General features: G+C 50.0%; 12 protein-coding genes and 1 pseudogene. 12 read left to right on the top strand and 1 reads right to left on the bottom strand.

The features are described from left to right. Positions 1-12 precede the first annotated feature (12 nt). The 12 genes and pseudogenes from ABUA47_RS16050 (at position 13) to ABUA47_RS16105 (ending at position 15,412) form a co-directional block, all read left to right on the top strand. A complete protein-coding gene (locus ABUA47_RS16050; protein WP_349831762.1) occupies positions 13-1,263 on the top strand; it encodes a VapE domain-containing protein in 1,251 nt (416 codons plus the stop codon). 260 nt (positions 1,264-1,523) lie between these two features. Continuing rightward, a complete protein-coding gene (locus ABUA47_RS16055) occupies positions 1,524-2,651 on the top strand; it encodes a Rid family hydrolase (protein ID WP_005825000.1) in 1,128 nt (375 codons plus the stop codon). A gap of 79 nt (positions 2,652-2,730) precedes the next feature. Continuing rightward, positions 2,731-3,345 (top strand): DUF4369 domain-containing protein, encoded by a 615-nt coding sequence (locus ABUA47_RS16060; RefSeq protein WP_005824998.1) that lies wholly within the window; start codon positions 2,731-2,733, stop codon positions 3,343-3,345. Beyond that, on the top strand, positions 3,317-4,768 hold the full coding sequence (locus ABUA47_RS16065) for a DUF6057 family protein (protein WP_005824997.1): 1,452 nt from the start codon (positions 3,317-3,319) through the stop codon (positions 4,766-4,768). The genes ABUA47_RS16060 and ABUA47_RS16065 overlap by 29 nt, the downstream gene beginning before the upstream one ends. 3 nt (positions 4,769-4,771) lie before the next feature. Then, positions 4,772-6,247 (top strand): TolB family protein, encoded by a 1,476-nt coding sequence (locus ABUA47_RS16070; RefSeq protein ID WP_057254008.1) that lies wholly within the window; start codon positions 4,772-4,774, stop codon positions 6,245-6,247. Positions 6,248-6,297: 50 nt separating this feature from the next. Beyond that, positions 6,298-8,064, top strand: a complete 1,767-nt coding sequence (locus ABUA47_RS16075) for a DUF6057 family protein (RefSeq protein ID WP_005824995.1) — start codon at positions 6,298-6,300, stop codon at positions 8,062-8,064. A gap of 10 nt (positions 8,065-8,074) precedes the next feature. Next, a complete protein-coding gene (locus tag ABUA47_RS16080; protein ID WP_005834841.1) occupies positions 8,075-9,535 on the top strand; it encodes a TolB family protein in 1,461 nt (486 codons plus the stop codon). Positions 9,536-9,666: 131 nt separating this feature from the next. Next, positions 9,667-10,782, top strand: coding sequence for a glycoside hydrolase family 26 protein (locus ABUA47_RS16085; RefSeq protein WP_005834842.1), 1,116 nt, complete (start codon positions 9,667-9,669; stop codon positions 10,780-10,782). Between the two features lie 22 nt (positions 10,783-10,804). Then, positions 10,805-11,977 (top strand): glycosidase, encoded by a 1,173-nt coding sequence (locus ABUA47_RS16090; RefSeq protein WP_005824991.1) that lies wholly within the window; start codon positions 10,805-10,807, stop codon positions 11,975-11,977. Positions 11,978-11,994: 17 nt separating this feature from the next. Next, positions 11,995-13,374: an MFS transporter gene (locus ABUA47_RS16095; protein ID WP_005824990.1), complete on the top strand. Its 1,380-nt coding sequence runs from the start codon at positions 11,995-11,997 to the stop codon at positions 13,372-13,374. Between the two features lie 40 nt (positions 13,375-13,414). Further along, entirely contained in the window at positions 13,415-14,602 is a 1,188-nt protein-coding gene (locus ABUA47_RS16100) for an AGE family epimerase/isomerase (protein ID WP_005834850.1), read from the top strand. An 18-nt stretch (positions 14,603-14,620) separates the two neighbouring features. After that, a pseudogene (locus ABUA47_RS16105) lies at positions 14,621-15,412 on the top strand (SGNH/GDSL hydrolase family protein). Here ABUA47_RS16105 and ABUA47_RS16110 read toward each other — a convergent pair. Further along, the coding region (locus tag ABUA47_RS16110) for an ACT domain-containing protein (protein WP_349831761.1) at positions 15,409-16,518 on the bottom strand (1,110 nt) is incomplete at its 5' end. The pseudogene ABUA47_RS16105 and the gene ABUA47_RS16110 sit on opposite strands and share 4 nt — an antisense overlap.

Raw genomic sequence — 16,518 nt, forward strand, 5'->3', positions numbered from 1 at the left:
TTTTCCGAATGGATGAAACCCGAACAAAAAGAAACGACCGACCGAAACTGGAAGGAGCGGGAAGAGCAGCGCCGCCGGAGCGCGAAAGCCGCAAGCACCGTGACTGCACTGAGCGGCGACATCGAGGAGTTCCTCACTTCGCGCTACGACTTTCGCTATAATCTGCTGACGGATGAAACCGAGTTCCGCCCCGCCGGACAACGCTCTGCCGCCTTCACCCCCGTGGGCAAGCGCGAGTTGAACACTTTCTGCATCGAAGCCCATGCCGAAGGTATTCCTTGCTGGGACAAGGACTTGAACCGATACGTCTATTCCACTTACATCCCTGCCTACCATCCCTTCCTGCTCTACATGGACGAACTGCCCGATTGGGACGGCAAGGACCGGCTGACTGCGCTTGCCTGCCGCGTCTCTTCTCGGCCTCACTGGGTGCGGGGATTCCATACCTGGATGCTGGGACTTGCCTCGCAATGGATGGGCGTGTCCGGACTGCATGCCAACAGCGTGGCTCCCGTTCTCGTCAGCCGCGAGCAGGGACGACGGAAATCCAGCTTTTGTCGCGCCTTGATGCCTGACGTGCTGACGCGTTACTACGCCGACAACCTGAAACTGACCTCGCAGGGACAAGCTGAGAGAATGCTGGCGGAAATGGGGCTGCTCAATATGGACGAGTTCGACAAGTATGCCGACAACAAAATGCCCTTACTGAAAAATCTGATGCAGATGTCGGTGCTCAACATCCGCAAGGCCTATCAGCAGAACTTCAGGCAACTGCCCCGTATCGCCTCGTTCATCGGCACCAGCAACCGGTTCGACCTGCTGACCGACCCCACCGGGAGCCGGCGCTTCCTCTGCATCGAGGTGAAGCACAATATTGACTGCATAGGCATAGAGCACGACCAGATTTTTGCCCAACTGAAAGCGGAACTCATTGCCGGGCGGCGCAACTGGTTCACCAAGCCGGAGGAGGAGGAACTGCAATGGCATAACGAGGCTTTCTATCGTGTCAGCCTTGTGGAGGAGGCGGTTCACAGCTTGTTTCGTACCCCGCTTCCGGCAGAGAAGAGCTTCGACCTGACTGCCGCCGACATCTTTGATGAGTTACAAAAAACGCATCCCGCCTTGATGCGTGGCAGCAATCCCATGCAGTTCGGTTCGGTGCTGCTGCGGGTGGGACTGAAACGCCGGCATACGAAGTACGGCAATGTATATGAGGTGGTGAGAAGGAAGAAAGAAGTTTCACCGGAAAGGGTTGAACGATAGGGAAATAATGCGAAAGGTGAAGGGGTGAAGGAAGAGAAAGCCGGTTTATAGTCTCATTACGGATTGACATAGATTCCTATTAATTCAGGTTGTAGATGCCGATGGGATAAATATTTTCGCTCATAATAACTGTATATTTTATAGATTTCTATAAAAGTAACTTTTTTATAAGAACAAAACAAGCGAAAGTTGCGATTTTCACTACTCCTTGTCGGATAAAAAACTTATCTTTGCGATTGAAACAATCTCTTGTTAATGATATGAAATACACATCATACTCTTATCCTTCAGGCAGGGCGGAAGTGGCTGCATTTGTTGTGACCGGCGGAGTGACGGAATACCATGTGATGATACATGCCACTGACCCGAAACAGACCTATCGTGAACAGATGAATGTCGTGTTGGATGCGTATGCCGCTTTACTGAAAAAAGAACTGTCCGGAGCCGTGGCGGTTTTTAAAAGATACTTCCTGAGTGATGCCGCCAACCAAGCGGAACTGTTGCTTGCCGCTACGGCGGAAAGCTCCGATTGCGCGCTGTCTGTGGTGGAACAGCCTCCGCTGGATGGCACCAAGATTGCTTTGTGGGCCTATCTGCAGACCGATGTGCAGACACGAGTGCTGCCGAACGGACTGTATGAAGTGAAACACGGTGCTTACCGCCAGCTCTGGATGGGAGGCAGCTTCAATCGTGCCGCCAATTCGGAATACCAGATGCGTCTTTTGCTCAACGACTATGCCATGCAACTGATGGAGGAAGGGTGTACTCTGGCCGACAATTGCCTGCGTACCTGGATATTTGTGCAGAATGTGGATTGCAATTATGCCGGTGTAGTCAAGGCACGCAATGAGATGTTCGTCACCCAGAACCTGACGGAGAACACGCACTATATTGCCAGTACCGGTATCGGTGGGCGTCATGCCGATCCGAAAGCATTGGTGATGCTTGACGCTTTTGCTGTAGCGGGATTAAAGCCCGGACAAATCAAATATCTCTATGCCCGCACACATCTGAACCCCACTTATGAGTATGGAGTCAGTTTCGAACGGGGAACGGCGGTGGATTACGACGACCGTCGGCAAGTACTCATTTCCGGTACGGCGAGTATCAACAACCGTGGGGAAGTGATGTATGCCGGAGATGTACGCCGTCAGACAGAACGGATGTGGGAGAATGTGGAGGCTCTGCTGAAGGAAGCTGACTGCGGCTTTGGAGATGTAGGGCATATCATTGTCTATCTGCGTGATATTGCGGATTATGCTGTAGTGAAAGAGATGTTTGACAAGCGTTTTCCCGATACGCCGAGAGTGATTACGCTGGCTCCCGTCTGTCGCCCGGGGTGGCTGGTGGAAATGGAGTGTATGGCGGTGAAGAAAATCTCTGATTAAAAATATTATCTTTGGTTAATTGAATATTAGGCTGACAGTTGGTAAACGCCTACCTTTGTTGAAATTCTAATGTATAAGGATGAAAACACGTATCTTGCTTTTCTGTATCAGTTGCCTTCTTTGGGCAAGTTGTGGAAATTCCGGACAGAATTATGTGATTGAAGGAACGTTGCCGTCGGTGAAATACGACGGGGAATGGATATACCTCGTGCCGATGGAGAATGCGCCGGGGCGGGTGGATTCTGTAAAGATAACCAATGCCTCTTTTTCTTTTTCCGGACAAGGGGAGGAGATGAGGGTGTTGCGTCTGCGCCATCTGCTGCGTATCTACATCCAGGAACTGCTGGTGGTGACGGAGCCGGGAACCATACATGTGAAGGCCGACTCTGTCGGTTCGGTAACGGGCACTCCGCAAAATGATGCCCTTCAGAAATGGAAAGAGGGGAGGGAAAAGAAGCAAGAGGCTTACCATTTTATCCGGACGGGACTACGGAATGCCACCGGAAAAGATTCACTGCATCTGATACGGATACGTGACAGTCTGAGGATGCAGGAGCAGGAAACGAACTTTCTGTTTTTGAAAGAGCAGGGAAACAATACGTTGGGGACATTCATGCGGAAGATGGTGCGTGGCTCCTTGACGGAAGAACAACAAAAACTGTTGGATGAAAGCTTGCAGAAGGAAATACATTGAATGGGGAGCGGCAGGAATCGGTGCTTTGGCGTTGTTTCTTTTTTTCTTCCGGATATTGCCCTATCATCTGTTCCATCGGGAGCAGACACAGCTCTTTTTGCTTGCCACCGAACCATTGGCCGGGTATCTGCGGCATCCGGCGGCTCTGGCACGTCTGTCAGGAGATTTCCTCACTCAATTCTTTTATTACGAAGGGGGTGGCCCGACCATAATGGCTGTCGTGCTGTTGCTTTGGGGAGTGGTGGTGTTTCGTTTGTTGGCTCCGTACATGGGACGTTGGGCGTGGATTCCTACGGTGTTGGCGGTGGCTTGGGAGGCAGGAAGGCAATGCGGATTGAGTTATCCGCTTTCCGGCACAATCGCTTTAACCGGTATCGGAGGTGTTTTGTTGTTGTGCCGTAGCTGCATGCGACGTTCGTGGAAGTCGGGCTTACCGGTAAGCATATTGGCGGTATTGTCCGGCTATTGGCTGTTTGGCTGTGGCGATTGGTCGTCACGATGGTACAATATGCCCGATTTAGGGCGGGAATATCTTTTGGCGTTGGATTCGGAAATGTATTTCGGCCGTTCGGAAAAAGTACGGAAACTGTTGGTGGAGGGTGAATACCGCTCTCCGTTCACTGCCTATTATTATAATTTGCTGAATGCACAGCAGAACCGGCTTCCCGACCGGCTGATGGATGGTTATCAACCGGCTTCGCAAGGGCTGTTTCTGCCTGTGGCTCCCCATTCTACCTACCTCACTATTTATGCAGCCAATGAAGTCTGGTTTGCGTTGGGAGATATGACGATGGCTGAACATGCCGCCATTCTGGGAATGATTTTTTCTCCGCACCACACCGGGGCAAGAGCTGTCAAGCGTTTGGCGGAAATCAACCTGGTGAACGGTGATGAGGCGGCGGCTATGAAATATCTTCGTCTCCTGCAAAAGACAATGTGTTACCGTGATTGGGCAGAACGACGTATTCCCGGAAAACAGACGGCCGAAGTCTGCCAATGGCTGGAACGGAAGCGGTTGTTGTTGCCTGCAACGGATACTTTGCGTTCTTCTGCCGACATTCCGCTTTCACTTCGTCATCTGTTGCGTAACAATCCTGATAATACGTTGGCATGCGATTACCTTCTCTGCTTTGATTTGCTGAATAAGGATATTGGGGCTTTCGCCGGAGATTATCGGGAGTTTGCTGCAAAGAAGTTTCCTTCCAGATTGTATGCCGAAGGTTTACTTATCTATCTTGCCGGGAAAAAGGCTTCGTTGGATGAAGTGGAAAAATGGAATATACCGCCTCAAGTATTGGATGAATTTGGCGATTATACCCGACTGTACGAGGCGAATGGTGGTAATGGTGCCCCTTTGCAAGCCAAATACGGAAAAACATATTGGTTTTATTTCCACTATGCTACGATGAAAAAGGGGAAGTGATTTATGATGAACATAGATATGAAATATATACAAGTTGTTGTGGGGCTGTTACTGTGCTACTGCCTATATGCTTGCAGTCCCCGTCCGGAGTCTGTACAGCCTGCAGACCGGTTATTGGTGCTCTATCCGGAATATCAGGATGTAACCATTCCCTACAATGTGGCTCCTTTGAATTTCCTTGTGCGGAATGAAGGGGTGGATGCGGTATGCGTGAGTGTAAAGGGAGCATCGGACAGCTTGGAGATAAATGCGCGCGGGAACAAGGCGATATTCCCCTTGAAAGCTTGGCGTGCATTGCTTGAAGCGGAGAAGGAACATACTTTGGAAGTAACTGTTACTGCCCGTACCGACGGCCGCTGGCTGCGCTATCCTTCCTTTGCATGGCAGGTAGTGGCGGACAAGCTTGACGCCTATGTCAGTTACCGTCTGATAGAGCCCGGTTATGAGGTATGGAATACCTTGCAGATACGTGAACGTTGTATTGAGAATTTCGAAGAGCGTATTTTGGCGGATAACAGTCAGACAGACGGCAAGTGCATGAACTGTCATGTGCACGGAGGAAATAGTGGCAACCTTTCGATGTTCCATCTTCGGGGTGAGGGAGGGGGGACTGTCCTGAACCGTGACGGCAAGCTCCGTAAGCTTGCCTTGAAGAATGAACAGATGATATCTGCGGCTGTCTACGGGGATTTCCATCCTGACGGGCGGTATGGTGTGTTCTCGTCTAATGTGATTATTCCCATGTTCCATACGGAAAGTAACCGCCGTCTGGAAGTTTACGATACCGTCTCCGATTTGGCTGTCGCCGATTTTGACGGAAACCGGATGATTCTATCTCCGCTTACGGCGGATTCCACCGTATTGGAAACTTTTCCCACATTCTCTGCCGATGGGAAATGGATATATTACTGCTCAGCTCCGACTGTGCCATTGCCGGACAGCGTACAGCAATTACGCTATTCGCTTTGCCGCATTGCGTTCGATGCCAATCACGGCGCATGGGGTGACCGCGTGGATACCCTTTGGAATGCCCGGCTGGAGAAAGGCTCCGTGTGTCATCCGAAAGCCTCACCGGACGGACGCTACCTGCTTTATACCGTTGCTGATTATGGAACATTCCCCATTTGGCACCGGGAGACGGAATTGCAGCTGATGGATTTGCAGACGGGCGCCATCGACTCCCTGCCAATGGTCAACTCCAGCCGTTCGGACACTTATCACAGTTGGTCGTCAGGCAGCCGTTGGTTTGCCTTTGCCAGCAAGCGGGGTGACGGGCAGTACGGGCGGGTTTATTTTGCCTATCTGGATGCTGAAGGGAAGGCGCATAAGCCTTTTGTGCTACCCCAGTCGGACCCTGAAAAAGACGATTTGACATTGAAATCCTACAATATTCCCGATTTGTCGGCTACTCCCGTTCCTTTTGATGCTTCTTCCATCAAGCGGATAAACCGGCAACTGAAGGCTGAGGAATTCAAATGACAAGACATACAGAGAGTACCAAATTGTAAATAATAAATTGTAAATAGTAAATGTTCTTATTTCTGAAAAAGACTTGGAAGATAGGGTTGTCGATACTTTTTGGCGTAGCGGTGCTTCTCTTTTGGGGAAGCGTATATCCGGCCCATATTTCCTATCAGGAGCAGTTCCAGCTTTTCTTGTTCGATGCCGACTACTGGTGGGAACGGATAGTGGTTCCCGGTGGGTTGGCCGATTATATCGCTGAGTATCTGACGCAGTTCTATTATCACGTGTGGGCGGGAGCTTGTATTCTGGCTTTTTTGTACGTGTTGTTGCAACGGTTGGTTTGGAAACTGGCGAAGGAGCAGGGTGCGGCTGATGTGTATTATCCGCTGAGTTTTCTGCCCATCATTGTCTTGTGGCATTTCATGGGTGATGAAAATGCGATGCTGTCATTGGTGGTGGCTCTGCTGTTAGCATTGTCTGCATCCTGCTGGTATGCGGATTTGAAAGGGAAGTGGCAGCGTGTGGCATACATTCTGATAGTCCTTCCGCTGCTTTACTGGACAGCGGGTGCGGCACACTTCATCTTTATGGGCTGGGTGATTGTACGCGAGTTCCGGTTGAATCTTAAAGGTAAGAATTTCTGGGGTGGTGTCGGAGTGTTCTGGGGTGTAGGATTGTGGGGTATCGGTTGTCCGCTATTGGCAAGCATGTGGGTACAATTCCCCATTTACCGTCTGATGGGTGGTATAGGATATTACCGTTTCCCGGCAGTGATTCCCTGGATAGAGATAGGGCTTGCCGTATTACTGGTTGTTCTCCCCTTCCTGCTGTCCGCTTTGCCCGCTTTGAAGAAGAAGCCGGTATTTTATGGAGTTCTGCAAGTGGTGGCGGTAACATTGTTCGGCTATTACTACGTGGCGGCCGGTTGCGATATGGATAAAGAGGAAGCGATGGAGTATGACCAGCTGGTACGTAATAAACAATGGCAGGAGATTATAGAAAAGGCAGAAGAGAAGTCACCGGTTTCACCTTTCGGCGTGACCTGCCTGAATCTTGCTTTGGGAAAGACGGGACAGATGGGCGACCGTATGTTCGAGTTTTACCAGAACGGGACGGAAGGGCTGCTGCCGGAGTTTCAGCGTGATTTTACTTCTCCGTTGCCCACCAGTGAGGCATACTATCATTTGGGTATGGTCAATACGGCACAGCGTTTCACTTTTGAGGCGATGGAGGCCATACCTAACTTCAACAAGAGTGGCCGTTGCTTCAAGCGTCTGGCAGAGACGAACCTGATAAACGGGCAATACGAAGTGGCAGCCAAGTACCTGCGTTTGTTGAGGAAGACAATCTTCTACAGGGATTGGGCAGAGGATGCCATGACCTATCTGTATAATGAGGAAAAAATCAATGCCCACAAGGAGTGGGGTTGGTTAAGGCAGATACGCTATACGGAAGACTTCTTGTTCAGCAGCCAGGAAACGGACATCATGCTGGGGCTGCTTTACCAGCACAACCACCGGAACCGGATGGCATTTGAGTATATGCTGGCCTATGTCCTGCAGCAACGTGATTTGGAACGTTTCATGAAGTACTATCCGCTGGGTAAGCATGCCGGCTACGACCATATTCCCCGCAGCTATCAAGAGGCGTTGATATATGTATGGACACAGACGCACAAGAACTTCCAGGGTATGCCGTGGAGCATTTCGCCCCAAGTGGTGCGGGATGTAACGGAATTTGCGCGGATATATACCTCGCAGCAGAATGCCCGGCAGATGTTGGAGGCGCGTTTCGGCAGTACATACTGGAATTATTTGCTACTAAGAAAGTAAAATGAAAAAGATGAAGAATATAGCTGTTTGCATAATGGCTGCATGGTGGTTTGCCGCTTGCGGCAATCCGGTGACTTCCCCGGAAAGGGTGGATGAATGGCCGGATATCTATCCCGACTATATCGGTGTGACTATTCCTGCAACCATTGCTCCTATGAATTTCAATTGTATTGGTGGAGCGTACGAACGTGTGGATGTGACCGTGACCGGAGGAAAGTCCGGAGAGATGCACGTAAATGATAAAATAGTATCATTTCCGCAAGATGCATGGCAAGAGCTTTTGGAGGAGAACAAGGGTGATAGCCTTCTGTTTACGGTATGTATCCGGAAAGACGGCGAGTGGAAACAGTACCGCTCTTTTCCCATGTATGTCAGTCCGTATCCTATAGATTATGGGGTGGTATACCGCAAGCTGGCTCCCGGATATGAAGTTTATAGCAAGATGGGCATTTATGAGCGTGACCTTGCTTCGTTCGAGGAGCGTCCCTTGCTGGAGAATACCATGGTGCCGGGCATGTGCCTGAATTGTCATGCTTTCAACAAAACAAATCCGGACCATCTGAGCCTGCATATCCGTGGAAAGAACGGAGGGACCTTGATGCAGATAGACGGGAAGCGCGAAATGCTGGATACGAAAACGGATTCCACTCTCTCTGCGGGGGTGTACCCTTATTGGCATCCAAACGGCAAATATATTGCCTATTCTGTCAACAATACGCGCCAGTCTTTCCATGCGGTGAAGGATGAGCGTGTGGAAGTGCTCGACTTGGAATCGGATGTACTGGTCTATCATCCCGAGACACATGAATTACTGCTCTCTCCCTTGCTTCAGAAGAAGGAAGTCTTCGAAACCTTTCCAGTATTTTCACCGGACGGACGCAAACTGTATTTCTGTACTGCGGAGGCCAAGCCGATACCGGCGGAATATAAGGAAATACGTTATAGCTTGTGTAGTATAGATTTCAATCCGGAAGACGGGACATTTGGCGAAAAGATAGATACGCTGGTCAATGCGGCAGCTATGAAGAAAAGCATCTCCTTCCCGAGGCCCTCGTACGATGGCGAGTATATCATGTTTACTTTGTCGGATTACGGGAATTTCTCAATTTGGCATAAAGAAGCCGATTTATGGCTGTTGGATTTGAAGGATGGCGGTATGCGTCCCATAAAGGAGGTGAACAGCGATGATACGGAAAGTTTCCATAACTGGAGCAGCAACTCCCGATGGTTTGTGTTCAGTAGCCGCAGGGGAGATGGGCTTTATACCCGTCTGTATCTGGCAAGTATGGATGAGAATGGGGTGGTGGGCAAGCCTTTCCTGCTTCCTCAGGAAAATCCTTGGGAGTATTACGACCGTCTGGTCTACTCGTACAATGTTCCCGATTTTACAAGCGAACCGGTGAAGCTGGAACGCCGGAAAGTGGAACGGGGAATTGTCTCGCGGAAGCGCGTTCCGGTGAAAGTTAGATGATACGTTTTTTATATTCTGCTTTTTAATACAGTAAAGGGATAAAATTGTATCATTTTCTCTTGGTGCAATCCGCTATCTTTGTGCCAGGAATTAGTGTTACCAATAACAATACCAGATTGAAAAACATGGATATGAGAAAAGTAAAATTTGCTATGATGATTCTGGCGGCAAGTCTGTTGACCGCCTGCGGTTCTTCCAAGAAAGAACAGAGTGTGAATGAAGAGACGGCTGCTGCGCGTACGCAGGAAACGGAGAACTTACTGGCTAACTTGAAAAAAATCCCTTCCAAAGGTATCATGCTCGGCCATCATGACGATACGGTATATGGTATCGGCTGGGAAGGTGAGGAAGGCCGTTCGGATGTGAAAAGCGTGTGTGGCGACTATCCGGCTGTTATCAGCTTTGATTTGGGAGAGCTGGAACTTGGGAATGCCGCCAATCTGGATAAGGTTCCCTTCGATAAAATCAGGAAAGAGATAATCAATCAGTATCAGCGGGGCGGCATGGTTTCGCTCAGTTGGCATGCGCGCAATCCCAAGACGGGCGGTGATGCCTGGGATGTATCGGATACGACGGTGGTGAAGTCCATCTTGCCTGGTGGCGAGAATCACCAGAAATTTGCCGGCTGGTTGGGAGGAGTGGCCGATTTCCTTCATTCGTTGAAGACGGCGGACGGCGTGAAGATACCCGTACTTTTCCGTCCCTGGCACGAACACAGCGGCAGCTGGTTCTGGTGGGGCGAAAAACTGTGTACCCCTGAAGAGTATAAGGCATTGTGGCACATGACAGTGGATACTCTGCAGGCCAAAGGAGTGGACAATGCACTTTATGCTTACTCTCCGGGCACGGAACCCAAGGACACGACGGAATATTTGAAGAAGTATCCGGGCGATGAGTTGATAGACGTTATCGGTTTCGATACCTATCAGTTCGATCGGGATGCCTATCTTGCCGGGATGGATAGGGCACTTTCCATTATCGACAGTGTAGGGAAAGCACACAATAAGGTGATTGCTGTGACCGAAACCGGTTACGAAGGAATTCCCGATGCCAAATGGTGGACTGGTACTCTGCTGCCTGCGTTGGAGAAATATCCGCTTGCCTATGTGCTGGTGTGGCGCAATGCCCGTGAAAAGGTGACCCATTACTATGCCCCCTATCCGGGACAGACATCTGCGGAGGATTTTGTGGAGTTCTATAACAATCCCAAGACGCTGTTTGCAGCTGATGTAAATCTGTATCAATAAACAAACAATCAATATAACAGACATGGAAGCTTTTAAAGAAAAGGTAGAGAGGCTCTTTCAGAGACACGAAGAGTTGATTACGAGAAAGAATGTGGCCGTGGAAGACGGCAATGGCATATTCACCCGCTATAAATATCCGGTAGTGACGGCTGCTCATACACCTGTATTCTGGCGGTATGATTTGGATGAGAAGTCCAACCCGTACCTGATGGAACGTATCGGTATGAATGCGACCATGAATTCGGGGGCCATTAAGTGGAATGGCAAGTATCTGATGGTGGTACGTGTAGAGGGCGCTGACCGTAAGTCGTTCTTTGCCGTAGCCGAGAGTCCCAACGGCATTGATAATTTCCGGTTCTGGGATTATCCCATCACCATGCCCGAAGACGCGATTCCGGCAACGAATGTATACGACATGCGCCTCACGGCTCATGAGGACGGCTGGATTTACGGTATCTTCTGCGCCGAACGCCACGACGACAATGCGCCTGCCGGTGATTTGTCCTCGGCTACGGCTACAGCTGCCATTGCCCGCACCAAGGATTTAAAGAACTGGGAACGCCTGCCCGACCTGAAGACCAAGAGCCAGCAACGCAACGTAGTGCTGCACCCGGAGTTTGTAGATGGCAAATATGCCCTCTATACCCGTCCGCAGGATGGCTTTATTGATGCCGGCAGCGGTGGTGGTATCGGCTGGGCGCTGGTGGACGACATAACCCATGCTGAGGTGAAGGAAGAGAAGATTATCGACCAGCGCTACTATCACACCATCAAGGAGGTGAAGAATGGTGAAGGTCCGCATCCCATCAAGACTCCGAAAGGATGGTTGCATCTGGCTCATGGTGTCCGCGGTTGTGCCGCCGGATTGCGTTATGTGCTCTATATGTACATGACTTCCCTGGAAGACCCGACGAAACTGATTGCCACTCCCGGTGGGGCCTTTATGGTACCCGAGGGTGAGGAGCGTATAGGTGACGTAAGCAATGTACTTTTCACCAACGGCTGGATTGCCGACGAAGACGGAACAGTATTCATCTACTACGCTTCTTCCGACACGCGGATGCATGTGGCTACCTCTACCATTGATAAGCTGGTGGACTATTGCATGAATACGCCTGCTGACGGCTTGTCTTCATCAGCTTCGGTAGAAACGTTGAAGAAGCTGATAGACAAGAATTTGCAGATAATGAAATAATAAAAATACAACATACTATGGCAACACTAAAAGAGAAAATCGGTTATGGTTTCGGGGATATGTCTTCCTCTATGTTCTGGAAAATATTCTCCTATTACTTACCGTTCTTCTATTCGAATATTTTTGGCTTGAGCTTGGCTGATGCAGGATTGCTGATGCTGGTGACACGTATTTGGGATGCAGTGTCCGATCCGATGATGGGAGTCATTGCAGACCGTACTCATACGCGTTGGGGTAAATACCGTCCTTATTTGTTGTGGATTGCAGCTCCTTTTGCCATTGCCGGGATTTTACTTTTTACAACGCCCGACATGGGGACAACGGGTAAGCTGGTATGGGCTTATGTCACTTACATCCTGATGATGACGGTATATACGGCAATCAATGTACCATACGGGGCTATGTTGGGAGTAATGACTGATGATTCGAACACAAAAACGGTTTTCTCTTCTTACCGTATGTTTTTTGCATACGGAGGTAGTTTTATCGCTTTGGGAGCATGGGAGCCATTGTGTAATTGGTTTAAATCAATGGACTATAGCAATGCTTCCAGTTGGCAATATGCCATGGTATGCATTGCCACGCTCTGCTTTTTGGGTTTTCTGTTTTGCTTTAGCATGACGCGCGAGCATGTCAAGAGTGTGGCGTCCGAATCCATCGGTAAGGATGTGAAGTCACTGGTGCGCAATTCGCCTTGGTGGATATTGAATGGTGCGGCGTTGTTGTCGAATTTCTTCAATACGGTACGCGGAGCTACTGCCGCCTACTTCTTCAAGGACTATATCAGTGCCAATGCATTCCTCGATTTCGGGGTGTTCAATCTGGTATTGTATGCCGGCTTGTTCCTGATGGTGGGTGAAGTGTGTAATATGATTGGTGTGGCGCTGGCTGTGCCTCTGTCCATGAAGTTTGGAAAGAAGTCCACTTATATCATTTCGCTCGTGTGCCTGGTAGTGCTCAGCGTGCTCTTCTTCTTTGTGCCGAATGACGGGCTGGGATGGTGGCTGATGATGATTTTCCAGGTGCTTATCTCCATCTGCACCGGTATCGTATCTCCGTTGATTTGGAGCATGTATGCGGATGTGGCGGACTATGCCGAGCAAAAGGATGGCACATCCTCTACGGGGCTGATATTCTCTTCCGGTTCTATGGCGCAGAAGTTTGGCGGTGCATTTGCAGGCTGGGCAGTAATGGCACTGTTGGCATTCTTCGGTTACAATACCGCAGAGAATGCCGTGCAGACTCCCGAGGCGCTGGATGGCTTGAAGTATCTGATGAGCTTTATTCCTGCTGCGATAGCCGCACTTTCCATCGTTGTCGTATTCATCTATCCATTGAATAAGACGCGTATGGCAGCCATCAATGCAGACCTGAAAGAGCGCCGTGAGAACCTTTAGCAGAATAACTCATAACTTATAACTCATAACTCAAAAACTTGTGGATATCAAGAAGATGAAACAGGAGATGGAGGAGGAGCTGGTTTCCAATATCCTCCCCTTCTGGATAAATAGAATGACGGATGAAGTGAACGGCGGTTTCTACGGCCGTATCACGGGCCGGGAGGAGGTGAAGCCCGAAGCTGAAAAGGGGGCCATCCTGAACGCCCGCATCTTGTGGACCTTTTCGGCTGCATACCGCTTGCTGAGGAGGCCGGAGTATCTGGAAACGGCTACGCGTGCCAAACGCACTCTTATCGACCGTTTCTACGACAATGAATTTGGCGGAGTTTACTGGTCTCTCGACTATAAAGGCAATCCGCTCGATACCAAGAAGCAGATTTACGCTTTGGGTTTCGCCATCTACGGGCTGAGTGAATATGCTCGTGCCACGGGCGATGATGAAGCGCTGGCATATGCCATCCGTTTGTTCGAGACTATCGAAGAGCATAGCTTCGACCCCGTGAAGAACGGTTATTGTGAAGCCTTGACCCGCGAATGGGGAGAGATAGCCGACATGCGCCTCAGCGCCAAGGATGAGAACGAGCGCAAGACGATGAATACCCATCTGCATATTCTGGAACCTTATACCAATCTTTTCCGCATGTGGAAGGATACCCGTCTGGAGAGGCAACTGCGCAATTTGATAGGCCTTTTCACGGAACGGATTCTGAATATCAAGACCGGTCATCTGGAATTGTTCTTCAATGATGATTGGGTTAGTAAATACCGCATTGTCTCCTATGGGCACGATATCGAAGCCTCCTGGTTGATACACGAGGCTGCCCTTGTTCTGGGCGATAAGGACCTCCTGGAGAAAGTGGAACCACTTGTAGAATACATCGCTGCCGCTGCCGATGAAGGATTGACGCCCGACGGCAGCATGATATACGAGACTTTTCTGGATAAAGGAAAGACCGATACCGACCGCCACTGGTGGGTGCAGGCCGAGAACGTAGTGGGACATGCCAACCTCTACCAGCACTTTGATGACGAAGTGGCCATGCAGAAGGCTCTCCGATGTTGGGACTTCATCAAGCAGCATCTGGTAGACTACAAGTACGGAGAATGGCATTGGAGCGTGCGTGCTGACGGCACGGTGAACACCGATGATGACAAGGCGGGATTCTGGAAATGTCCGTATCACAACGGACGTATGTGCATGGAAATTATTGAACGTTTTTCATAGGTTTTCTATCATAAGAAGATGAATAGATTGATGGTTTTGGGGATTCTTGTCTGGATGGGGATTGCGCTGCACGCGCAATCTCTTTATCCGGACTTCAGCAAGCTGAACTTCGGGTGCGACGGAAACAGCATTACCGCAGGCGAACAATGGTCTAAGACTGTAGTGGATAAACTCGGATTCGCTACACATCACAACGTGGCGGTCGGTTCTGCCACATGGGCATGCCATCCCGATACTCAGGATTATGGCAGCGAAGCTTTTGCCGGCATCTCTGGCGGTTGGCAGGTTACGGAGGATAGGCATGAGTTACAGATGCGGCACAACAACGTGTCAAAGGTGCATATCCAGAAGTTCATAGCCGAAGTGGAAAGTGGCGCTTACCCTGCGCCCGATGTCTTTGTGTTCTCTATGGGAACGAATGACCGTAACTTGGGTAGTGCCGAAGAGGCCCTTAAAGGGAAGACGCTCGATGAAGTAGATGTCAACACCATGGCGGGCGGTGCCCGTTGGTCCATTCAGACCATTCTGGAGCATTATCCCCAATGCCGCGTATTCGTGTGCACGCCGATTCAGACCGGCAACCCCGAACACAATGCACTGAATCTGCAGAAGATTGCCATCTTGCGTGAGTTGTGCCGGGCGCTTTCCGTGTAGCTGATAGACTGTTACTCCAATTGTGGTATCACCGAAAAGTTTGAGCAGCCTTCCGGTAGCGGGCGCTATCTGCGCGACGGGTTGCATCCCGACAAACCGGGGCAGGAGCTGATGGGCCGTTACATCGCGAAGGAGATACGGAACCATTTCTTTTAGTTCCGTTCTGCATATTCCGGTTGGAATAACTTATCATTTAGGGCTTGTAAAGCCCTTTTTTTGTCTGTATTCTTAATGACGAATGCCACGTCATTATTGCTGCTGCCATATGAAATCATCCGTAGGGGGATGTCCTTTAGCGCCTCCATAATCTTTGCCTCAAACCCGGCATATTCCCATTGCATGTTGCCCACCACGGAGACGATGGTCATGCGGTCTTCTACCAATACATGGGCATATTGGCGTAGTTCGGAGATGATGTTCGATAAACGAGTGCAGTCGTCTATAGCCACAGATACGTCCAGATTGGAGGATACCAGCAGGCAGAGGGGGGTACGGTACTTGGCAAAAATGTCGAAAATCTTGCTGATGAACAGATAGGGACACAGATTATGGTTCGATTCGAACTTTATGTATATGATGTGGTCCTTGGCGGCTATGGCCTTGATGATATTGTCGTCCTGCAGGTTGGAAATTAGCGTGTCTTCTGCCGACGGTTCCATAGAGTTAAGCAACCGGACGGGAATATTCCTTAGGCGTGCCGGGGCGATACAGAAGGGATGCAGTATCTTGGCACCATAGAAGGCCAGTTGTTCGGCTTCGTTGAAGCTGAGGCGTTTCACGGGGCGGGTACCTGACACCTCGCGCGGATCATTGTTGTGCATGCCATCTATGTCCGTCCATATTTGTATCTCGTCTGCTTGGAGGGCGGTGCCAATGAGGGAAGCAGTGTAATCACTGCCGCCGCGTTTCAGGTTATCTGTTTCGTTATAGGCATTCTTGCAGATGAAACCCTGAGTGATGAAGAGATTGATGCCGGGATGGCAGGCAAGCTGTTCTCGGAGTTTTTGTTCTATATATTCCAAGTCGGGTTCGTTGTCGGGGCCGGTACGCATGAAGTCGAATGCACAAAGCAGTGCATTGGGAATTTTCAGCTCGCGCAGGTAGAAATGCATCAGAGCGGTACTGATAAGTTCGCCTTGTGCCAGCACCTCCTTCTCTTCGACGGAGGTGAAAGAGTTCTTGGTAAATTTCCATAGTTGCTGGAAGCGGTCGAGGATATAATCTATTGCTTCCCGTTTCAGTTTCTCGTCGGTCAGCAACCC

Source organism: Bacteroides sp. RTP31139st1_H2_RTP31139_211217, assembly GCF_040227615.1.
Lineage (GTDB): Bacteria > Bacteroidota > Bacteroidia > Bacteroidales > Bacteroidaceae > Bacteroides > Bacteroides uniformis.